This window comes from Sinorhizobium numidicum (assembly GCF_029892045.1).
In the GTDB taxonomy this organism is placed as follows: Bacteria; Pseudomonadota; Alphaproteobacteria; order Rhizobiales; family Rhizobiaceae; genus Sinorhizobium; species Sinorhizobium numidicum.
The window spans coordinates 1,501,397-1,522,326 of the sequence record NZ_CP120368.1; the positions used below are offsets into that span (position 1 = coordinate 1,501,397).

General features: G+C 60.8%; 20 protein-coding genes. 14 read left to right on the forward strand and 6 right to left on the reverse strand.

Features of this window, described 5'->3' with window-relative positions:
- Nucleotides 1-20 precede the first annotated feature (20 nt).
- Nucleotides 21-2,003, forward strand: a complete 1,983-nt coding sequence (gene thrS / locus PYH37_RS18365) for a threonine--tRNA ligase (RefSeq protein ID WP_280736087.1) — start codon at nt 21-23, stop codon at nt 2,001-2,003.
- 173 nt (nt 2,004-2,176) lie between these two features.
- On the opposite strand, the gene PYH37_RS18370 is transcribed toward thrS, so the two are convergent.
- Nucleotides 2,177-3,178, reverse strand: coding sequence for a hypothetical protein (locus PYH37_RS18370; protein WP_280732885.1), 1,002 nt, complete (start codon nt 3,176-3,178; stop codon nt 2,177-2,179).
- 100 nt (nt 3,179-3,278) lie between these two features.
- Here PYH37_RS18370 and PYH37_RS18375 point away from each other — a divergent pair, with 100 nt between their 5' ends.
- Both PYH37_RS18375 and PYH37_RS18380 read left to right on the forward strand, forming a co-directional pair.
- Nucleotides 3,279-3,863 carry a nitroreductase family protein gene (locus PYH37_RS18375; protein WP_280732886.1) on the forward strand — a complete coding sequence of 195 codons (585 nt, stop codon included), beginning with the start codon at nt 3,279-3,281 and terminating at the stop codon, nt 3,861-3,863.
- Nucleotides 3,863-4,465 (forward strand): flavin reductase family protein, encoded by a 603-nt coding sequence (locus PYH37_RS18380; protein WP_280732887.1) that lies wholly within the window; start codon nt 3,863-3,865, stop codon nt 4,463-4,465. The genes PYH37_RS18375 and PYH37_RS18380 overlap by 1 nt, the downstream gene beginning before the upstream one ends.
- A 3-nt stretch (nt 4,466-4,468) precedes the next feature.
- Here the strand turns inward: PYH37_RS18380 and PYH37_RS18385 are convergent, their stop codons facing one another.
- Entirely contained in the window at nt 4,469-5,197 is a 729-nt protein-coding gene (locus PYH37_RS18385) for an aldolase (RefSeq protein WP_280732888.1), read from the reverse strand.
- A 72-nt stretch (nt 5,198-5,269) separates the two neighbouring features.
- Here PYH37_RS18385 and PYH37_RS18390 point away from each other — a divergent pair, with 72 nt between their 5' ends.
- Nucleotides 5,270-6,409 (forward strand): DUF2336 domain-containing protein, encoded by a 1,140-nt coding sequence (locus tag PYH37_RS18390; RefSeq protein ID WP_280732889.1) that lies wholly within the window; start codon nt 5,270-5,272, stop codon nt 6,407-6,409.
- 122 nt (nt 6,410-6,531) lie between these two features.
- On the opposite strand, the gene PYH37_RS18395 is transcribed toward PYH37_RS18390, so the two are convergent.
- Nucleotides 6,532-6,948 (reverse strand): hypothetical protein, encoded by a 417-nt coding sequence (locus tag PYH37_RS18395; protein ID WP_280732890.1) that lies wholly within the window; start codon nt 6,946-6,948, stop codon nt 6,532-6,534.
- Between the two features lie 235 nt (nt 6,949-7,183).
- On the opposite strand from PYH37_RS18395, the gene PYH37_RS18400 reads away from it, so the two are divergent.
- A complete protein-coding gene (locus PYH37_RS18400; protein WP_280732891.1) occupies nt 7,184-7,654 on the forward strand; it encodes a GNAT family N-acetyltransferase in 471 nt (156 codons plus the stop codon).
- Between the two features lie 154 nt (nt 7,655-7,808).
- Here the strand turns inward: PYH37_RS18400 and parE are convergent, their stop codons facing one another.
- A complete protein-coding gene (gene parE / locus PYH37_RS18405) occupies nt 7,809-9,869 on the reverse strand; it encodes a DNA topoisomerase IV subunit B (RefSeq protein WP_280732892.1) in 2,061 nt (686 codons plus the stop codon).
- A gap of 206 nt (nt 9,870-10,075) precedes the next feature.
- Between parE and PYH37_RS18410 the strand changes: the two genes are divergently transcribed.
- Both PYH37_RS18410 and PYH37_RS18415 read left to right on the forward strand, forming a co-directional pair.
- The gene (locus PYH37_RS18410; protein WP_280732893.1) at nt 10,076-11,005 is read left to right on the forward strand and encodes an alpha/beta hydrolase; all 930 of its coding nucleotides are present in this window, start codon (nt 10,076-10,078) and stop codon (nt 11,003-11,005) included.
- Nucleotides 11,006-11,059: 54 nt separating this feature from the next.
- Nucleotides 11,060-12,373 (forward strand): FAD-binding oxidoreductase, encoded by a 1,314-nt coding sequence (locus PYH37_RS18415; protein WP_280736088.1) that lies wholly within the window; start codon nt 11,060-11,062, stop codon nt 12,371-12,373.
- Nucleotides 12,374-12,392: 19 nt separating this feature from the next.
- Here the strand turns inward: PYH37_RS18415 and PYH37_RS18420 are convergent, their stop codons facing one another.
- Together PYH37_RS18420 and PYH37_RS18425 are read right to left on the reverse strand one after the other, a co-directional pair.
- Complete coding sequence (locus PYH37_RS18420; protein WP_280732894.1) at nt 12,393-12,983, reverse strand: YceI family protein; 591 nt, start codon at nt 12,981-12,983, stop codon at nt 12,393-12,395.
- Nucleotides 12,980-13,600: a cytochrome b gene (locus PYH37_RS18425; RefSeq protein WP_280732895.1), complete on the reverse strand. Its 621-nt coding sequence runs from the start codon at nt 13,598-13,600 to the stop codon at nt 12,980-12,982. Before PYH37_RS18425 ends, PYH37_RS18420 begins: the two co-directional genes overlap by 4 nt.
- A 271-nt stretch (nt 13,601-13,871) precedes the next feature.
- On the opposite strand from PYH37_RS18425, the gene tpiA reads away from it, so the two are divergent.
- The 7 genes from tpiA to PYH37_RS18460 all read left to right on the forward strand — a co-directional run bounded on the left by tpiA (nt 13,872) and on the right by PYH37_RS18460 (nt 20,808).
- The gene (gene tpiA / locus PYH37_RS18430; protein WP_280732896.1) at nt 13,872-14,642 is read left to right on the forward strand and encodes a triose-phosphate isomerase; all 771 of its coding nucleotides are present in this window, start codon (nt 13,872-13,874) and stop codon (nt 14,640-14,642) included.
- 135 nt (nt 14,643-14,777) lie between these two features.
- Nucleotides 14,778-15,227 carry a preprotein translocase subunit SecG gene (gene secG / locus PYH37_RS18435; RefSeq protein WP_280732897.1) on the forward strand — a complete coding sequence of 150 codons (450 nt, stop codon included), beginning with the start codon at nt 14,778-14,780 and terminating at the stop codon, nt 15,225-15,227.
- 138 nt (nt 15,228-15,365) lie between these two features.
- Nucleotides 15,366-17,003, forward strand: a complete 1,638-nt coding sequence (locus tag PYH37_RS18440; RefSeq protein WP_280736089.1) for a CTP synthase — start codon at nt 15,366-15,368, stop codon at nt 17,001-17,003.
- A 198-nt stretch (nt 17,004-17,201) separates the two neighbouring features.
- On the forward strand, nt 17,202-18,089 hold the full coding sequence (locus PYH37_RS18445) for a VOC family protein (RefSeq protein ID WP_280732898.1): 888 nt from the start codon (nt 17,202-17,204) through the stop codon (nt 18,087-18,089).
- Nucleotides 18,089-18,931: a 3-deoxy-8-phosphooctulonate synthase gene (gene kdsA / locus PYH37_RS18450; RefSeq protein ID WP_280732899.1), complete on the forward strand. Its 843-nt coding sequence runs from the start codon at nt 18,089-18,091 to the stop codon at nt 18,929-18,931. The genes PYH37_RS18445 and kdsA overlap by 1 nt, the downstream gene beginning before the upstream one ends.
- Before the next feature lie 136 nt (nt 18,932-19,067).
- Entirely contained in the window at nt 19,068-20,342 is a 1,275-nt protein-coding gene (gene eno / locus PYH37_RS18455) for a phosphopyruvate hydratase (RefSeq protein WP_280732900.1), read from the forward strand.
- A gap of 145 nt (nt 20,343-20,487) precedes the next feature.
- Nucleotides 20,488-20,808, forward strand: coding sequence for an FtsB family cell division protein (locus PYH37_RS18460; protein ID WP_280732901.1), 321 nt, complete (start codon nt 20,488-20,490; stop codon nt 20,806-20,808).
- Nucleotides 20,809-20,930 lie beyond the last annotated feature (122 nt).

The following is a 20,930-nucleotide window of genomic DNA, read 5'->3' on the forward strand; positions in this document are numbered from 1 at the left end:
GGACTGGATAGGAGATCATGATGTCGCATTCCGTTTCCCTTACATTTCCTGATGGCTCCGTGCGCGAGTTCGCCGCCGGTACGACCGGCGGCGCGGTAGCCGAGTCGATCTCGAAGTCGCTGGCCAAGAAGGCTGTCGCGATCGCCCTCGATGGCGAACTGCGCGACCTTTCCGACGCTGTGACCGACGGCAAAATCGAGATCGTGACGCGTGACGACAAGCGCGCGCTCGAACTCATCCGCCACGACGCGGCCCACGTCATGGCCGAAGCGGTGCAGGAATTGTGGCCGGGAACGCAGGTGACCATCGGTCCTGTCATCGACAACGGCTTCTATTACGACTTCGCCAAGAACGAACCCTTCACGCCCGACGACCTGCCGGTCATCGAGAAGAAGATGAGGGAGATCATCGCGCGCAACAAAGCCTTCACCAAGGAGATCTGGTCGCGCGAGAAGGCGAAGGAGGTCTTTGCCGCCAAGGGCGAGAACTACAAGGTCGAGCTCGTCGACACGATCCCCGAGGGCCAGGACCTCAAGATCTACTACCAAGGCGACTGGTTCGATCTCTGCCGCGGCCCGCATATGGCTTCGACGGGCCAGATCGGCACGGCCTTCAAGTTGATGAAAGTGGCCGGCGCCTACTGGCGTGGCGACAGCAACAATCCGATGCTGACGCGCATCTACGGCACCGCCTGGCATACGCAGGAGGAACTTGATCAGTATCTGCATGTGCTTGCGGAAGCCGAGAAACGGGATCATCGCCGCCTCGGCCGCGAGATGGACCTCTTCCATTTCCAGGAGGAGGGGCCGGGCGTGGTCTTCTGGCACGGCAAGGGCTGGCGCATATTCCAGGGTCTTGTCGCCTATATGCGCCGCAGGCTCGAAGGCGATTACCAGGAAGTCAACGCTCCCCAGGTGCTCGACAAGTCGCTCTGGGAGACTTCCGGTCACTGGGGCTGGTACCGCGACAACATGTTCAAGGTTACGGTCGCCGGCGACGACACGGATGACGACCGCGTCTTTGCGCTGAAGCCGATGAACTGCCCGGGGCACATCCAGATCTTCAAGCACGGCCTGAAGTCCTATCGCGAGCTTCCGGTCCGTCTGGCCGAGTTCGGCAACGTGCACCGTTATGAACCGTCCGGCGCATTGCATGGGCTTATGCGTGTGCGCGGCTTCACTCAGGACGACGCCCATATCTTCTGCACCGACGAGCAGATGGCTGCCGAATGCCTGAAGATCAATGACCTTATTCTCTCGGTTTATGAGGACTTCGGATTCAAGGAAATCGTCGTCAAGCTCTCGACGCGGCCGGAAAAGCGTGTCGGCTCCGATGCGCTGTGGGATCGGGCAGAAGCCGTGATGATGGAAGTGCTGAAGACGATCGAGGCGCAGTCCGAGGGGCGCATCAAGACCGGCATTCTTCCGGGCGAGGGCGCTTTCTACGGTCCGAAGTTCGAATACACGCTGAAGGACGCGATCGGCCGCGAGTGGCAATGTGGCACAACCCAGGTCGATTTCAATTTGCCGGAGCGTTTCGGCGCTTTCTACATCGACAAGGATTCGGAAAAGCGTCAGCCGGTCATGATCCATCGTGCCATCTGCGGTTCGATGGAGCGTTTCCTCGGTATTCTGATCGAAAACTTCGCGGGGCACATGCCGCTCTGGATCTCGCCGCTGCAGGTGGTGGTCGCGACGATCACTTCGGAAGCGGACGACTATGGACGCGAGGTTGCAGCGCTCCTGCGTGAGGCCGGGCTTACGGTCGAGACCGACTTCCGCAACGAAAAGATCAACTACAAGGTCCGCGAGCATTCGGTGACGAAGGTTCCGGTCATTGTCGTTTGCGGCAAGCGCGAGGCGGAGGAGCGTTCGGTCAATATCCGGCGCCTCGGATCGCAGGCGCAGACGGTGATGTTGCTTGAAGATGCGGTCGCTTCCCTTTCGGACGAGGCGATGGCACCGGACCTCAAGCGCAAGGCGGAAAAGAAAGCCCGGGGCTAAAGCTCCGGGACTTTCTAGTGCTCGAAAACCGCAGCGATTGAGAGCTATACCGGCTGAGCGCGTTTAGCAGGTGAGGGGGCATGTGAGTTCCGCCGCCTGACATTCAATCCCGGTTCACGCTATGTCAGGTCACTCGCGCACGGATAGGCGTCGGGCAAGGCAAGCTTCGGCAGCTAGTCCTGTGCTTCCGCGTTCGCGGCCGTATTGGCCGTACCGTTTCCGTTCAGCAGCACTTCCACGTCCGTGTTGACTCCCGCCTTCACGGCAAAATCCCGCTGATAAATTTTGTCCTTGTTACGCGCCACGGCCGTGTAGCTGCCTTCGGCGAGGACGAGCGTCGGAAATGCGCCGACGCTCTCGCTGACGACGTCACCCGAGGAGGTGAGGATCGACCAGGCGGTATCGGCGATGGCTTCGCCGCCGGCCTCCGAAACGAGCTTCAACGTCAGTTTCGCGGCACGATGCTGGATCGTCGCTTCGGTCAGTTTGCCGGCTTCGACCTGTATGTCGGCGCGGATGACGGCATTCACTGAGCCGTAGTCGGAAACGACGTGATAGGTCCCGGCGTTGAGCCGCACCACCATATTTGGTTTCACGTCGGCGACGATCAGGGCCCGTTCGCCGTCTTCCTTCACATCGGACGAGAAGATCGAAAAGCTGAGTTCATTCGGCGGAATGCGTACATCGCTGCCGGAAACGGCATTCAGCATGACGCCACCGGCGTCGAGCACCAGTACCTGCTTGTCGAGTGCACCCTGTTCGGGGACGCGAATCTTGCGTGTGGCGCCCGCACGGCCGAATGCGACGTTGACGAAATACTCCCCGGGTACCAGGTTGAAAGCCGTCGAACCGCCCTCGGAGGTGGCGAGCAGCGGCAGTTTTCCATCGCTGCCTGGAATCGGGCTGAAGACCCGCCAGGTCAAGCCCGACTCGACCGGCTGCCCCTTCGCCGTCAGCAGCGCCTCGAGCTTGATGTCTTTCAACTCGCCGCCCTGGGCCGGATCGCTGATCAGCGGGTTGAAGCTGGTGAGCTTCGGCATCTTGCGGCTGCCTGAGATCGACGGAAAGCTTTTGAAAGCATCCGTCGGGTCTTCCGCAAGCGCCCGTTCCGCACCGACGCCGGCGAGTGCGATCGCCAAGGCGGTTCTTAGACAAATACGAAGGCGGATGGGCATGAGGGCAGTTGACTTCCTGACTGAGTGACTCCACTTGAGACGCCGGTATGGCATTTTCGTGGCTGTCGGTCCGGCGGCAAATTAATGGAATTCACCCTACATGAAAACCGAAATTAAGCTTGTTGACTATCTCGCGTCGCGCAGGTCCATTCCCGCTTTCCAGATGGGGCCCCCGGGTCCTGGCAAAGCCGAGGTCGAGGAGATGCTGAGGCTTGCTTCGCGCGTGCCGGACCACGGCAAGCTGGCGCCATGGCGCTTCATCGTCTATCGCGGCGAGGAGCGGGCGCGCATCAGCGCCGAATTGAAGAAGATGGCGCTTGCGGCAAAGCCCGATCTTTCGGAAGAACTGATCAAGGTGGAGGAAACACGCCTGACACGCGCGCCTGTCGTCGTGGCCGTGGTCAGCACGGCGGCGCCGCATTTCAAGATTCCCGAATGGGAGCAGCTGATGTCCGCCGGTGCGGTCTGCCTCAATCTGCTGATGGCCGCGAATGCGCTCGGCTATGCTTCCAATTGGCTGACGGAATGGTACGCCTTCGACGAGAGAGCCTATCCGCTGCTCGGCGTCGCGCCGGGAGAAAAGATCGCCGGTTTCATTCATATCGGCACGGCGATGGTGCCTCCGACGGAGCGTCCTCGGCCGGAACTGGCCGAACTCGTCACCTGGGTCGGAGAGGACGCCTGATGTTCTATGACACGGTTGCAAACCGCCATGGTTTGCCGCACGACCCCTTCAAGGCAATCGTGTCGCCAAGGCCGATCGGCTGGATCGGCACGAGGGCCAAGGACGGTTTCCTAAACCTTGCACCCTATTCCTTCTTCAACGCGATCAGCGACCGACCGAAGCTCGTGATGTTTTCGTCGAGCGGCTACAAGGACTCCGTGCGCAATATTGAAGCGACGGGCGAATTCACGGCGAGCTTCGCTAGCCGCAATCTCAGCGAAGCCGTCAACCTCACGTCAGTTGCGGCGCCGCATGGCGAGAGCGAATTCGAAATCGCCGGGCTGACACCGGTCGATGGAACGCTTGTCGATGCGCCCTTCGTCGGCGAGGCCTTCGCTGCGCTCGAATGCCGGATGACGGAGCTGTTCCGTCCCAAAGGTCTCGATGGCGCGGTTTCGGACAACTATGTCGTCTTCGGCGAAGTAGTCGGCATTCACATTCGCGACGAAGCTATTCGCAACGGCCGGTTCGATGTGGCGACCGTCAAACCGCTCGCCCGTCTCGGCTACATGGACTACTGCGACGGCGGCGATGTCTTCGAAATGGTGCGGCCAAGCCGATAGGCTTCATCGAACCGCAGAGTAGCGCGTGCCCCGCGATAGAAGCGTAATCTGGCGGGGCGATCGGGCGACTACGGCCGAAAACCCGTTCCGGAGGCTAGTGGCAAAGCACCGTCCGACCGAGGCTTCCTCGGTCGCGGCTGCCGGGAGTATGTCGTAAGCCACAATGCCCGCTTCGGACGCTCTGAGGACCACCGCGGCGCGACCCGCAATGACAGCTGCGGGAACCTCCTTGTCTTTCACGTCAGGGGAAAAGATGCAGCCGCACGCTTCGGCGAGAGCCGATGCATCGAATATCAGCGCCGAAAGGCGCGAGGAGACGCCGGCCAACGAGTGAGGTGACAGCACGCTCGCCGGGGTTATGGCATATTCCGCAAGAAGCGCCGTTCGTCCGGCAGGTATTCCTCCGGCTGCCTCGGCCACCTTCAGCATCACATCGAGCTTCTGGACATCGGCAGGCCCGCGGCATCCGCTAAGAACGATGCCGTCGATGCGGCTGCCGAGGAGCGGACCAAGCTCGTCCTCTGTAAGGACTTCGGCCGGCTTCGTCCGCGCAAGCAAGAGGCAGCCGGCCGCCTTGCCGGTCGCTCTCGCTGTCAGGTGCGTGAGCTCCGGATCGCGCACCGCATCGATCACGACGGCCTGAATCGCGCCCAAGATCTCCGGTTCCGGAAACGGCTCTGTCGTCGGCAGATAGAGCAGCGGCTTGATGGCTTCCTTGCGGTTAACAGACATGGTGAACCAATCTTAAACCTTTGACCGCTAATATTCGGACATTGGGGCTGTTCGGTATCTAGTGGGGCATAGGTGGTCATACAAGCATTTCTTCGCTGGTTGGAAACGGCGAGAACGAGCGATCGCATGCGCGCCGCAGGCGCCCTTGGTCGCGCCTATGTCAAAGCCGAGATGAACGGGATCGATCGCCATGCCGCCGAAATGGCGATGACTTTTCTGCTGGACGACCCTTCACCCAAGGTGCGCCATTCCCTGATCGAAGCACTGGCCGATTGTCCTGCGGCACCGCGCGGGATCATCGTGGCGCTCGCGGAGGATCAGTCCGAGATCGCTTACGTCGCCATTTCCCGTTCGCCGGTGCTGACGGATGAGGACCTCGTCGACATAGCAGCGCGGGGAACGGCCGAGACGCGCGCATTGATTGCCGCTCGCACCACCGTGTCGTGCTCCGTCGCAGCCGCAATAGCGGAAATCGGCGGCGAGGAAGAAGTTCTTGTGCTGCTTGAGAACCGAGGCGCTATGCTGTTGCGGCAGTCGCTCAGAAGGATTGCCAGCCGTCTCGGTCATCTTGCCGTTGTCCGCGATCGGCTCTTGGCGCGCGTCGATCTGCCGAGCGATGCCAGATATTCGCTCGCCGAGAAGCTTGGTGAAGCGCTTGCCGCCTCTGGGCTGGTCCAGGCGGCAATCGGTGAAGGACAGGTGCAGCGCGTTAAGCGGGAGGCCTGCGATGCGGCCGCCCTTTTGATAGCTGGAGCCGCGCCTCAGGAAGAACTGCCTCAGATGGCTGCTCATTTGCGCGACCTCGGCCGCTTGACACCGGCCTTTCTTTTGAACGCACTCTGCAGCGGCAAGACGGAATTTTTTTCGGCCGCCATCGTCGATCTCTCGGGTGTGTCGCAAAAGCGCGTCCGCGCCATCCTTTCGGGCGGACGCATCCATTCGATCCGTGCGCTCTTCGAAAGTGCTGGGCTGGGCCGCGATGTCAGCGAAGCCTTCGCAGAGGCCGTTCTGCTCTGGCAAAGAGAAACAAAAGCGGAGCCGAACGGCGCATCTCCATCGGTCGCGGCCACGCTCCTGGATCGCCTCCGCCGTCGTGCCGTGCACTCGACCGCTTGCGACGCCGTGGCAGAACTGGTGGAACGATTAGCCTTTGCCGAGAAACGTCAAATCGCGCGAGATTACGCGTTGCTGGCCTCGCGTCAGGCGGCTTGAGTCGGCATGCCTACAGCGCCGCGCGTCTTTTCAGACGCACAAACGTCGTTGTTACACTTTGAATCGCTGCTTGGTTTTTTCCTTAGACTGGCTCCGATTTAAGGAACCATGCAGGAGGCGTGTCACTCGGCGAAGCGGCGCGCAACCCAGGAATAACCGTCTTCCACGTAGTGCACAGGCGCGCTGACGATTGCCTTCAGTTTTTCCCGGTCGGGCACTGCGCCGCTAAGCAGCGCTAGAGCCCGTTTCGGCAAACCTGGATTGGTCTCCTCCGCCGGAGGCAGCACTGCCGACTGCTGCGGCACGGGATTGGCTTCCGGCTGCCGTTCCGTCGATGCCGTCATGCCGGGCCCGGAGCTCTCGCAGACGGCGACGACGACCGGATAGTTCTTGTTGGAGAACTTCGGCAGCTCCTGCTGCGATTCGGTATCGCACTGGGCGATCGAAGGCCAACTGCCGTTGACGGTCGAAATGTAGTGGCATTGGCTGACATTGTCATCGCAGCCAAGAATGGTCATGACGATCAGGGCAGCTTTCATGGTCTCTCTTTGTCCATTGGGAACACTTCGGTTGACACCTTATGATCGCTCGGTTCTCTCCGAAGTAGGGCAAAGTTGCTGGCTGACGAAACAAATTGTTTCGGCCCGTCACGCGGATTGATTGCAGTACTCATATGTCCTGCGTCTTTTGACGTATTGGTTCGGCCACCGTTTGCTTCTAGTTTGTGCCCTCTGGAGCGAGAGTTCCGCATCATTTTGCATTGAGGATTTGAAATTGAGTGCCGTAGTCATCGCCGAGGAGCCGCCCCGCCAGCCGGCCATCATCCGTTTGCTCGAACTATCCGATGTCTATGCCGCATCGCTTTACCCAGCCGAAAGCAATCATCTGGTGGATATCGCCACGCTCGAAAAGCCGACGGTATCCTTCTTCGTGGCGCGGCGTGACGGCGAGATCGTCGGTTGCTGCGCGCTGGTCGAGGCAGGTGATCGCACGGCGGAGATCAAGCGGATGTTCGTCGATCCCGAGGCGAGGGGACTGAAAGTCGGCAAGCGGCTCCTTATGGCCATCGAGGCCAAGGCGGAAAGGCTCGGCCTCACGGCGATCCGTCTCGAAACCGGCATCTACCAACCCGAGGCGATCGGCCTCTACAAGACATCCGGCTATGTCGAACGGACGCCCTTCGGCGCCTATTTGCCCGATCCGCTGAGCCTATTCATGGAAAAGCCTGTCGGGCAGACGGTCTGAAGCGGCGGCCTTTTGCGCTCCTTCCGCCCCTCCGGGCACCTTCTCGCCGCACGTGGGTTGAGGGGACGCGCGGCAACCGCTGATCACAATACTCGCTCGCCCCGCTTGCGCGGAAAGGGGCTTGGGTGAGACGGAACCGTAAGCTTCGTTCTTCTCAGATATCCAGATTGTCGGCGAAGGCGGCACGCTCCTGGATGAAACGGAAGCGAGCATCGGCCTTCGTTCCCATCAGATTGTCGACGGCTTCGCGCGTACCCTCGAAATCGACATCGTCGATCTCGACCTTGAGCAGGGTCCGGTTTGCAGGATCCATGGTCGTTTCCTTGAGCTGTGAGGGCAGCATCTCGCCAAGACCCTTGAACCGCCCGATTTCGACCTTGCCCCGGCCGTTGAATTCCGTTCGCATCAGTTCCTCGCGATGCGCGTCATCCCGGGCGTAGAATGTCTTCGAGCCTTGACTCAGCCGATAGAGCGGCGGCACGGCGAGATAGAGATGACCGCCGCGGATGAGCTCCGGCATCTCCTGATAGAAGAAGGTGATTAGCAGTGAGGCGATGTGCGCGCCGTCGACGTCCGCGTCTGTCATGATGATGACGCGCTCATAACGCAAATCCTCGTCCCGATACTTCGACCGGGTGCCGCAGCCGAGTGCCTGGACGAGATCGGTGATCTGCTGGTTCGCCCCGAGCTTCTCCCGTCCGGCGCTGGCAACGTTGAGGATCTTTCCGCGCAGGGGAAGGATCGCCTGGTTGGCGCGGTTGCGCGCCTGCTTGGCCGATCCGCCTGCCGAGTCACCTTCGACGATGAAGAGTTCGGCACCCTCCGCCGTGCTTTGCGAGCAGTCGGCGAGTTTGCCGGGGAGACGCAGCTTGCGGACCGCCGTCTTACGGTTGACCTCTTTCTCCTTGCGTCGGCGAACGCGCTCTTCGGCCCGCTCGATCACCCAGTCAAGAAGTTTCGCGGCTTCCCCCGGATTGTCAGCGAGGTAGTGGTCGAAGGGATCGCGAAGCGCGTTCTCGACGATGCGCTGTGCCTCGACGGTCGCGAGCTTGTCCTTCGTCTGGCCCACGAATTCCGGTTCGCGGATGAAGACCGAGAGCATGCCTGCAGCCGAGATCATGACATCGTCGGTGGTGATGATCGCAGCCCGCTTGTTCTGCGTCAGCTCGGCGTAGTTCTTCAGCCCCTTGGTCAGCGCGATACGGAAGCCGGCTTCATGCGTGCCGCCCTCCGGCGTCGGGATCGTATTGCAATAGGAGTGGATCTGCTGGTCGCCGCCATACCAGGTGACGGCCCATTCGAGCGAGCCGTGGCCGCCGGACTTTTCCGATTTGCCGGCGAAAATCTCGCGAGTGACTGTGAATTCCTTGCCAAGCGTGGCGGCAAGATAATCCTTGAGGCCACCGGGAAAGTGGAAGACGGCCCTGTCCGGAATTTCCGAGCCTTCCAGCAACAGGGAAGGATCGCAGGACCAGCGGATCTCGACACCGCCGAAAAGATAGGCCTTCGAGCGTGCCATGCGAAAGAGCCGCGCCGGCTCGAAATGCGCATGCGGGCCGAAGATTTGCGGGTCCGGATGGAAGCGGACTTTCGTGCCGCGCCTATTGTGGACGTCGCCGAGCTCTTCAAGTCCCCCTTGCGGGATGCCGCGGGAGAAGCGCTGACGGTAGAGCTTCTTGTTGCGCGCGACCTCGACCTCGAGCGCGTCCGACAGCGCGTTGACCACGGAAACGCCGACGCCGTGCAGGCCGCCGGATGTTTCATACGCCTTGCCGTCGAACTTGCCCCCAGCGTGCAGAATGGTCATGACCACTTCGAGGGTGGACTTGTTCGGGAATTTTGGATGATTTTCGACCGGAATGCCGCGGCCGTTATCGATTACCGTCAGGAAGCCTTCCGCATCGAGGTTCACCTCGATGAAATTCGCGTGGCCAGCGACCGCCTCGTCCATCGAGTTGTCGATAACCTCGGCAAAGAGATGGTGCAGCGCCTTTTCGTCCGTGCCGCCGATATACATGCCCGGACGGCGGCGCACTGGCTCCAGCCCCTCGAGCACCTCGATCGCCGAAGCGTCGTAGTCGCTGCTATCGCTGCCTCTCGGCGCGGAGCGCGGTTCTTCGCTGGCGGCAGGTGTCGGCTTGCGCGAAGGCGCACCGTTTTCGGCCGGCTTCGGCTGCGGGGGAATTGCGGAGAAGAGATCGCTACTGTCGTCCATGGAGTCGTTCAGATCGTTCCTGTCGTCGGCGTCGCGAAGGCCATAGCAAGACCTCGGGCCCACCGCCATCTTTTGTCGCGCGAATCACCTGAATTCTGCCAGACTCTTGCGCCAAGCGCGAACAAAAGGCGAATCCGATACCCCGGCCAGATAAAATACCGTAAAAGCGGCGTTATTAACGTCAGTGTTGCTTTGCCGAAGTGTTGATGGCAAGGCATGCGCCGAACGAGGGAGCCGATCGGGTGACTATGTCCACAGCTGTTTTTTTCGTCCGGTGCAAGATTGTCGCGCTTCTTTTCCCCTGTCTTTTCCTTGCCGGCCTTACGGCCGAGGCTGCACCCCTGAAACCCTACAAGGACGAACTGTTCGCCTATGGCAACGTACTCGAACAGTCCGATGGCGGTGATTTCCGCACAATCGATTATCAGGAGCTGCGCGACATCAACCAGCGCGACCAGATTCCTGAGAGACGTGTAAAACGGGCCTATGTATCGCTGGGTGTCAAAAGTGTGCAGGTCACCGAGACGCTCCATCTCGGCCGACGCTCCATTGACGTCACGCGGGTCGGGCCGGATCGCGGCGCGGCATTCACGGTGATCTTCATTCATGGACGCGGCGGCGATCGGCGTCTTGGCGCCAACGATTTTTCCTTTGGTGGCAATTTCAACCGCCTCAAGAATCTTGTGGTCGCTAATGGTGGCACCTACTACGCGCCGAGCGTGCGATCCTTCGATGCGGCGGGCGTGGCGGATATTTCGGCGCTGATCCGATTTGCTGCAGACCGTTCCGGCGGCCGGCCGGTGGTGCTCTCCTGCGCTTCGATGGGAAGCCTTATCTGCTGGAGTCTGGCTCGCGAACAGGCGGCGGTGGCCGCGCTCGGCGGAATGATGATCATGGCTGGTGTCAGCGATCCGGATTTTCAGAAAAGCGCCGCCTACAGGGCGAAGCTGCCGATTTTTTTCGCCCATGGCAGCCGCGACAGCGTGTATCCTGCCGAGGTCCAGATCGCGCGCTATCGCGCGCTCAAGGCCAAGAATTATCCGACGCGTTTCGTCCTGTTCGAAACGGGTTCGCACGGTACGCCGGTGCGCATGACCGACTGGCGGGACGCGTTGAACTGGATCGCGAGCCGGTAGAGTAAAAGCGTGAATTGGTTTCCCCGCACTCAGCGCAAGGCCGCAACGAATAATATGGACGAGTTCGATAGCTGGGGGCGGCTCGTGCGCCGGCCGCGACGGGCGATTTCACCCGATGACTATGAGGACCGGATAGGCTCGATCGAGCCGATGGCGTTTCTGCCTTTCGGCAATGGCCTGAGCTACGGGGACAGTTGCCACAATGATCTCGGAATGCTTATCGAGAGCCGGAGACATAGTCGCATCCTTGCCTTCGGCCCAGGGACAGGGCTGATTTCCTGCGAGGCCGGCGTCAGCTTGCGCGATGTCCTCCTCCGGGCGATACCGCATCGTTTTTTTCTTCCCGTGACGCCGGGCACTGGTTTCGTCACCGTCGGCGGTGCCGTCGCCAATGACGTTCATGGCAGGAACCAACACGCCCGCGGCACCTTCGGCAATCATGTTGAGCGCCTAACGCTGCTGCGCTCGAACGGCGAGCGCCTGGTCTGCTCTCTCGACGAAAACGCCGAACTTTTCGCTGCCACGATTGGCGGCATGGGGCTGACAGGCCTCATCCTCGATGTCGATCTTCGGCTGATGAAGGTTCCGTCGCCGCACGTTCAGCGACATGCCATGCGTTTCGACAATCTCGATCACTATTTCGCGCTCGTTGATCGCGCCGAAGAAGAGCACGAATATTCAGTTGCCTGGATCGATCAACTCGCAACCGGACAGCGGCAGGGCAGGGGAATGTTGTTGGCGGCCGATCACGCCGACGCATCCTGCGAGCTCAACGACATTCCCAAGGAACCGAAGCTTTCGGTCCCGTTTTCACCGTCCTTCAACCTATTTAATACTGCGACGCTGAAGGCCTTGAACGAGTACCGCTTTCGCAGGGAGAAGCCTGGCGAAACCGTATCGACGGTAAACTGGACCTCTTACTTCCATCCGCTCGATTGGATCAGCGGCTGGAACCGGCTTTATGGTCCGGAAGGCATTTGCCAGCATCAAAGCGTCTATCCCGCGGAGAGTGCGCCGGAGATTACCGCTCGGTTGATGGAAATCGCCCGGCGGGCCGGCCATGCTTCTTTTCTCACCGTGCTGCAGCGTTTCGGGGACATCGCCTCTCGGGGGCTTCTTTCCTTTACCCGGCCGGGCTTCAGCTTGACCTTGGACTTCGGAAATCAAGGCGAGGCGACGACAAAACTACTCGACACGCTCGACCGGACCGTGGTGGATGCCGGCGGCGCGGTAAATCCGTCTAGGGATGCTCGCATGAGGCCGGCTGTCTTTGAAGCGTCCTTCCCATCCTGGGAAAAGCTCGAGGCATTGCGCGATCCGGCCATGGTTTCCGATTTCTGGCGCCGCACTGCACTGGCCCTGAGATAAGAAACAAGAGCGAGGGTGTTCAGCGCCGCACCCCTTTTATGTTCATGTCGAACTCGACCACGTTGGAATAAATGGGCGTACCTACGTCCATGCCGTAGGGGGCGCGGCGGATGCTGCCGCGAATGGTGAAGGAGATCGAGCGTTTGTCCCAGTCGGTGAGCCTCACGGCAAAGCGCTCCTTGCGCGTCTTGCCGCGGGCCGTCAGCGCGCCCTCGACCGTCGCGCTATCGGGCCCGGTTTGCCTGACGCTGGTGGAGCGGAAGGTGACCGTCTGAAAGTTGGCCGTATCGAAAACGGCGCTGGAACGCAGGAAATCTTCGATCCTCCGTTCGCTTGCCCTGACGCTGTCCGGATAGAGGGTAAATTCGACGGAAGACCGCTCGATGTTGCCATCGATTCGAAAGGCCCCGGAGAACTTCGCGAAATTACCGGCGATGCCGCCACCGCCACCGGTCTGTCCGACACTGAAATGGATCCTCGAGGAATTGGCGATGCGGTAGTTGCCGGCGGCGTCCGTCAATGCCGGTGCCTTCGCTTCGACAGTTGCCGCGATTGTTACGAGGGCGGCTGACAGTACCGTTTTCAATGCCAACTTGCACGAGACCATCATGGATCATTCCTCCCGGTGAGGTGCCGCGGCTCTTTTCGGTCGCCGAACACGGCAGTATCGCTCGATCCGGCGCGAAGCATGCGCACCAGCACATCGTCGTGCCGTATGAAGTGATGATAGAGCGCCGCCGCTGCGTGCATTGCGACCAGGCCGAGCATGACATAGGCGAGCAGTGCATGGACCAAGCTCCAGAAATCCTCCGAAGTCTCTGACTTCGCCAGCGGCAGATGCGGAATGACGATCACGTTGAAATAGAGGCTCGGGATATCCAGCGTCGAGGCGGAAGCGACCGCCCAGCCCGCAAGCGGCACAATCACCGCGAACGCGATGAGCGTCCTATGCGTCGATCGGGCTGCCATGCGTTCGAGCGGGCTGAGGCTCGCAGGCGCCAGTGGACTGCGTTCCGCGAACCACCAAACAGCACGGATGATGGCCAACGCCAGCGCCGTAAAGCCGAAGGATTTGTGCCACTGATAAAGCGAGAACTGCAGCACCGGGTCGATCTCGGTGCGCCGCATGACAAAGCCGGTCAGGATGAGCCCGAGGATCAGCACTGCAAGCGCCCAGTGCAGGACGATTGTCACCGACCCGAATCCGCCCTCGCCATTGCGCAGCATGCCAGCCTCCGGTGGCCGAGCCGCGAAGTGCTTTCTCCGTCGGCTGCTCAGTCACCAGCGTGAGACGGCGGAGGCTCTGCTTTTATTCGCTCTCCATGCTTAATTCGGTTTGAATTCAGCCGGCGGCCTTCGCCAAGAAACGCGGCGCGTATCCGCGGGCTCCGCGTCATCACGTCAGCAGACCGGATTATTCCACGTGAGGTGCTTTTTTTTAGCCGAGCTATTTGCTAGGCCGCTTGCAAGAGGAAGATCTGACCCCGGAGGAAACTTCATGACGCCTGATATCCGCCCGCTCGTTGCCGGCAACTGGAAGATGAATGGTACGCGTGCTTCCCTCGACCAGATCAAGGCAATGGCAGAGGGCGTCAAAGGCGCGCTTTCCAGCAAAGTCGAGACGCTGATCTGCCCGCCGGCGACGTTGCTTTACGTCGCGACAGCACTTTGCGACGACAGCCCGCTGATGATCGGCGCCCAAGATTGCCATCAGAAGGAGTTGGGGGCGCACACCGGCGATATCTCTGCTCAGATGATTGCCGATTGTTTCGGCACCCATGTCATCGTCGGCCATTCCGAGCGCCGCACCGATCATGCCGAGGACGATGCGCTGGTACGCGCCAAGACCGAAGCTGCGCATGCGGCGGATCTTGTCGCGATCGTCTGCGTCGGCGAAACCGGAGAGCAGCGCAAAAGCGGCAACACGCTCGAGGTGTTGAAACGCCAGCTCGCCGAAAGCCTGCCGGATGGCGCGACTTCCGAAAACACCGTCATCGCCTACGAGCCGGTCTGGGCGATCGGCACTGGTCTAACGCCGACTGTGTCCGACGTCGAGGAAGCACACGCATTCATGCGCAGTGAACTCGTCTCCCGCTTCGGTGTCGAGGGCGGCAAGATGCGCATCCTCTACGGCGGTTCCGTCAAGCCTTCCAATGCAAAGGAACTCATGGGCGTCGCCAATGTCGATGGCGCGCTGATCGGCGGCGCAAGCTTGAAAGCGGAAGACTTCCTCGCCATCTATCGTGCCTATGAGGAATTGCTGGCCTGATCGATCCAGCCGACCGGGCAGGGGCTTGGAATAGCCGGCGGCTTGGTATAAAGAGGCGCCAAATTTACGCGCGGCCGTGCGGCGGCCGGCGATCGTTTGATTCGGATGCCCCGAAAAGGGCAGGACTGGAAGCTGATGCAGACCGTACTACTCGTCATCTATCTCATGGTCGTCGTCGCCTTGATCGGCGTCGTCCTCATTCAGCGTTCCGAAGGCGGTGGTCTCGGCATCGGCGGCGGTTCGGGCTTCATGTCGGCTCGCGGCACCGCCAACGCGCTCACCCGCACGACGGCTGTCCTTGCCCTTCTCTTCTTCAGTCTCGCCCTCGCGATGGGGATTCTGTCGCGTTACGAGCCTCAGGCGACGGATATTCTCGAACGCATTCCGGGTACGAGCTCGAGCGGCGGGGTGCTTGATTCGCTCGGCGGCGGCCAGACGGCACCGGCCGGCACGAACACCCCAGCACCGCCTGCGGGCAATGGTGCCAACAATGCCGCTCCGGCTGGCGGCGCACCCGCTACCGGTCAGGCACCGGCCGGCGGCGCCAACAGCAATACGGGATCGCAAGTTCCGAGCGGCCAGTAAGGCCGCAAATCAGAAGAACCCGCCGGCGGATGGCTTCATCCGCCGGTTTTGTTTTGTGTGAAATCTGCCCCTCGAACGACGGAAAAATTCTGCAAGACGAATTTTTCGGTGGCGGAATCATTTGTGAAAAGGTATCCGGTGACTCCCATGGCGCGATATGTATTCATCACTGGCGGCGTGGTTTCCTCCCTCGGAAAAGGCATCGCTGCGGCCGCTCTTGGAGCGCTGCTGCAGGCGCGTGGCTATCGGGTGAGGCTGCGCAAGCTCGACCCTTATCTCAACGTCGATCCGGGCACCATGAGCCCGACCCAGCACGGCGAGGTGTTCGTCACCGACGACGGAGCGGAAACGGACCTCGATCTTGGCCACTATGAGCGTTTCACGGGCCGCTCGGCGACGAAGACCGACAACATCACCACCGGCCGGATCTACAAGAACATCATCGACAAGGAGCGGCGCGGCGACTACCTCGGCGCGACGGTCCAGGTGATCCCGCACGTCACCAACGAGATCAAGAATTTCATCACCGAAGGCAATGACGATTACGACTTCGTCATCTGCGAGATCGGCGGCACCGTCGGCGACATCGAGGCGATGCCCTTCATGGAGGCGATCCGCCAGCTCGGCAACGACCTGCCGCGCGGTACCGCCGTCTATGTGCACCTGACGCTGATGCCCTATATTCCGGCGGCGGGCGAATTGAAGACCAAGCCGACGCAACACTCGGTCAAGGAACTGCAGGCGCTCGGCATCCACCCCGACATCCTGCTCGTTCGCGCCGATCGCGAAATTCCCGAAGCCGAGCGCCGCAAGCTGTCGCTCTTCTGCAATGTCCGGCAATCCGCGGTGATCCAGGCCCTCGACGTCGCCTCGATCTATGACGTGCCGATCGCCTATCACAAGGAAGGTCTCGATAACGAAGTGCTTGCCGCCTTCGGCATCGAGCCGGCGCCGAAGCCGCGCATGGATGCCTGGGAAGAGGTTGCCCATCGTATCCGCACTCCGGAAGGCGAAGTCACGATCGCAATCGTCGGCAAATACACCGGCCTCAAGGATGCCTATAAGTCGTTGATCGAGGCGCTCTACCACGGCGGCATCGCCAACCGCGTCAAGGTCAAGCTCGAATGGATCGAGTCGGAGATCTTCGAAAAGGAAGATCCAGCCCCTTGGCTCGAAAAGGTCCATGGCATCCTCGTCCCCGGCGGCTTCGGCGAGCGCGGGTCGGAAGGTAAGATCAATGCCGCGCGCTTCGCGCGCGAACGCAAGGTGCCCTATTTCGGCATCTGCTTCGGCATGCAGATGGCTGTCGTGGAGGCGGCACGCAATCTCGCCGGCATCGAAAATGCGTCTTCGACGGAGTTTGGCCCGACCAAGGAGCCGGTGGTCGGCCTGATGACGGAATGGATCAAGGGCAATGCGCTCGAGAAACGTTCGGCAGCGGGCGATCTCGGCGGCACCATGCGCCTCGGTGCCTACCGGGCGGCACTCAAGGCGAACACCAAGATTGCGGATATCTACGGCTCGACCGAGATTTCCGAGCGCCATCGTCACCGTTACGAGGTCAATGTCGATTACAAGGGCCGGCTGGAGTCCTGTGGTCTGGTCTTTTCCGGCATGTCGCCGGATGGCGTCCTGCCGGAGACAGTCGAATACAACGATCATCCCTGGTTCATCGGCGTTCAGTATCATCCGGAGCTGAAGTCTCGCCCGCTCGACCCGCATCCGCTGTTTGCGAGCTTCATCGAGGCGGCACTGGAGCAGTCTCGCCTGGTCTAGCCGGTCTTTCGAGATAATTCAGATATTTCCACGGCTGGTCCCTTAAGGACCGGCCGTGCGCTTTTGTAGCTGGCGCTGCCAAGCGCGGCCCTCGCATCGACGACATGCCCTTTCGCCAGCGCGTGCTGCTACGCCCCCGCTTGCATTCATGCGGCAAAAGTTGCAAACAGCGGCGAACCGGCTATCAGGGAATCCGCCATGAGTTTATCCAAGCGAACGACCCGCCCGCTCGATCATGTCGTGCTGCCGGTGGCCGACCTTTCGCGGGCAAGACGGCGGCTGAATGATCTCGGCTTCACCGTTGCCGACGATGCCCGTCATCCCTTCGGCACCGAAAACGCCTGCGTCTTTTTCTCAGACAACACCTATCTGGAGCCGCTTGCGGTCGCCTCGCGCGAAGAATGCGAAGCCGCTGCCCTGGCCGGCAATGTTTTTGTCGCACGCGATCAGGCATTCCGCTTCCGTCAGGGGCCGGAGGGGCTCTCGGCGGTCGTGCTCGGCACGCCGGATGCCGCATCCGATCATATGCGGTTCCGCGCCAGTGGCGTCTCCGCCGGCGATATGCTGGAATTCTCCCGGCCGATGCGGCTGCCGGACGGGCGCGAAGGGCTCGGCTCCTTCCGGCTGGCGTTCGCCGCGGATCTGCGCGCGCCGGATTTCTTCCTCTTTAGCTGCCAGCGCATCCGCGCGCTGCCGGTCGACGGCGCCACGCTTCACAAGCATGAGAACGGCGTGCTCGGGATCGCCGAAGTCGTCCTCTCGGAGCAGAACCCAACGGATTTTCAGTATCTGCTGCAGGAAGGCATTGATGAGCGCGAGGTCGCGGCTCACTCCTTCGGCATGGACATTCAGGCCGGCGGTGTCAAACTGTCGGTCCTGAATCCCGCAGGCATGGAGGCTTTCTTCGGCCGTTCGGTCAGTGATGCGGAACGCGGCCTGCGCGGCCGTGCCGTGGTCTTCCGTGTCACGGACCTTGAAGCAACGCGCGCGCTTTTTGCGCACGGTATCGAATTTGCAGAAATGGGCGGGCGCCTCATTGTTCCGGAAGCGCCGGGGCAGGGGGTTATCTTCGCGTTTGGAGTGTGATGATGGAAACGAATGCCAGGGTTGTCGTCGGCGAGGGTGCCGGCCAGGTGATCTTTTCGCAAAAGGAGCGGCTGACGCTGATCGCCGGCCCTTGCCAGATGGAAAGCCGAGAGCACGCTTTCATGATGGCCGGGAAGCTCGTCGAACTTTGTAAGTCGCTCGGGCTCGGGCTTGTCTACAAGTCTTCCTTCGACAAGGCGAACCGTACCTCGCTCTCCGGCAAGCGCGGCATCGGTCTCGACAGTGCGATGGAGATTTTTGCCAATCTCAAGAAGGAGTTCGGCTTTCCCGTCCTGACCGACATCCATACGGAGGAGCAATGTGCGATCGTCGCCGAGACGGTCGATATCCTCCAGATTCCGGCCTTCCTGTCGCGCCAGACGGACCTTCTTGTCGCGGCCGCGAAGACGGGCAGAGTGATCAACGTCAAGAAGGGGCAGTTTCTCGCGCCCTGGGATATGAAGAACGTGCTCGCCAAGTTCACGATGAGCGGCAATCCCAACGTGCTCCTCTGTGAGCGCGGCGCATCCTTCGGCTATAACACTCTTGTCTCGGATATGCGCTCGCTGCCGATCATGGCAGCGCTGGGTGCTCCTGTGGTCTTCGATGCCACCCATTCGGTGCAGCAGCCCGGCGGTCAGGGCGGCTCGTCGGGCGGCCAGCGCGAGTTTGTCGAAACCCTGGCGCGCGCGGCGGTTGCCGTTGGCGTTGCTGGCGTCTTCATCGAGACGCACGAGGATCCCGACAATGCGCCTTCGGATGGTCCCAACATGGTGCCATTGAAGGACATGCCGCGGCTCCTTGAAAAACTGCTCGCCTTCGACGCGATCGCCAAGGCCTGAGGCGGCGCCGCTCTCCGTGAAGTTTTCACGAAGCGGGTGGCGCTTGGGCTTTTGCGTCTGGCGCGTCATTGTAATTTCGAGGCCATGAACTAAGACAGGCCGACCATCATCATCGTTCACAAGCAGGGAAGAGATCATGACTGCAATCATCGACATCATCGGCCGAGAGATTCTCGATAGCCGCGGCAACCCGACCGTTGAGGTCGACGTTCACCTCGAAGACGGCAGTTTCGGTCGCGCGGCCGTTCCGTCGGGTGCCTCGACCGGTGCGCATGAGGCAGTCGAACTGCGCGACGGCGGAACGCGCTATCTCGGCAAGGGCGTCGAGCGGGCCGTCGAAGCAGTCAACGGCGAGATCTTCGAAGCGATCGGCGGGCTCGATGCCGAAAACCAGATCCAGATCGACAAGACCATGATCGAGCTCGACGGCACAGCGAACAAGTCGCGCCTCGGCGCCAACGCCATTCTCGGCGTCTCGCTCGCCGTCGCCAAGGCCGCGGCCGAGGCTGCGGGCCTGCCGCTTTACCGCTATGTCGGCGGTCCCAATGCGCATCTCCTGCCGGTTCCGATGATGAACATCATCAACGGCGGCGCCCATGCCGACAATCCGATCGATTTCCAGGAATTCATGATCATGCCCGTCGGCGCCGAGACGCTGAAGGACGCCGTCCGCATGGGTTCGGAAGTTTTTCATACGCTGAAGAAGCAGCTTGCCGCCGATGGACACAACACCAATGTCGGCGACGAAGGCGGCTTCGCGCCGGGTCTTGCTTCGGCGCCGGCAGCGCTCGACTTCATCATGAAGTCGATTGAAAAGGCCGGCTACAAGCCCGGCGAGGACATGTACGTCGCGCTCGACTGCGCCTCGACGGAATTCTTCAAGGACGGCAAATATGTGCTCGAAGGAGAGGGCCGCACGCTGGAGCCGGGTGCAATGGCCGAATACCTTACCGAGCTTGCCGGCAAATATCCGATCATCTCGATCGAAGACGGCATGGCCGAAGATGATTGGGATGGCTGGAAGGCATTGACCGATCTCATAGGCAATAAGTGCCAACTCGTCGGCGACGACCTGTTCGTCACCAACTCGGCTCGACTGCGCGACGGCATCAAGATGGGCGTCGCCAACTCGATCCTCGTCAAGGTCAACCAGATCGGTTCGCTCTCCGAAACGCTCGACGCGGTCGAGACCGCACACAAGGCCCGCTACACGGCCGTCATGTCGCACCGCTCCGGCGAAACCGAGGACGCGACGATTGCCGACCTCGCGGTCGCCACCAATTGCGGGCAGATCAAGACCGGTTCGCTGGCGCGCTCCGACCGGCTCGCCAAATACAATCAGTTGATCCGCATCGAGGAGCAACTCGGCCTTCAGGCACAATATGCCGGCCGGTCCATCCTGCGCGGCTGATCGCTGCCACAGGCATGATTGTGAAATTTCAGACCCGTCTGCCTCGCGGCAGGCGGGCTTTGCTTTTCCTGCCATTCATGGTCAACGGTCGGTTAATCAATCGACGCTAGTCTCGATTTTCGTATTGCGTATCAGGATATGAGCGATGTGGACACGGCATCACAAGAAGCGGAGATTGGGGCGGGCGGTCGTGCCGTTGATGGCGGTCGCCTTTCTCTCCTACTTCGGTTATCATTCCATCCATGGCGGCTACGGCCTGAAGGCGACCGAAGAGTTCGATCGCCAGATCGCCGAGCGGCAAGCCCAGTTGGATGAGCTCACTCAAAGGCGAAAAGTCCTGGAAAAGGAAGTCGAGCTGATGAGTGACGGTTCGCTGGAAAGAGACATGCTGGATGAGAAGGCTCGCCTTGCGCTCAACATGTCGCGCAGCGACGAGATCGTTATTTTTCATTCATCTTCAAATTAACCTGAATTAGGTTAATCAGAAATAACATCAGAAAATCAGCCAGTTATCCTGAATGATAGCCATGCAAATATGGCATTGCTGCGACGCTTTTCTTTCCCTATGGTAGCCGACAAAAGGCTAAC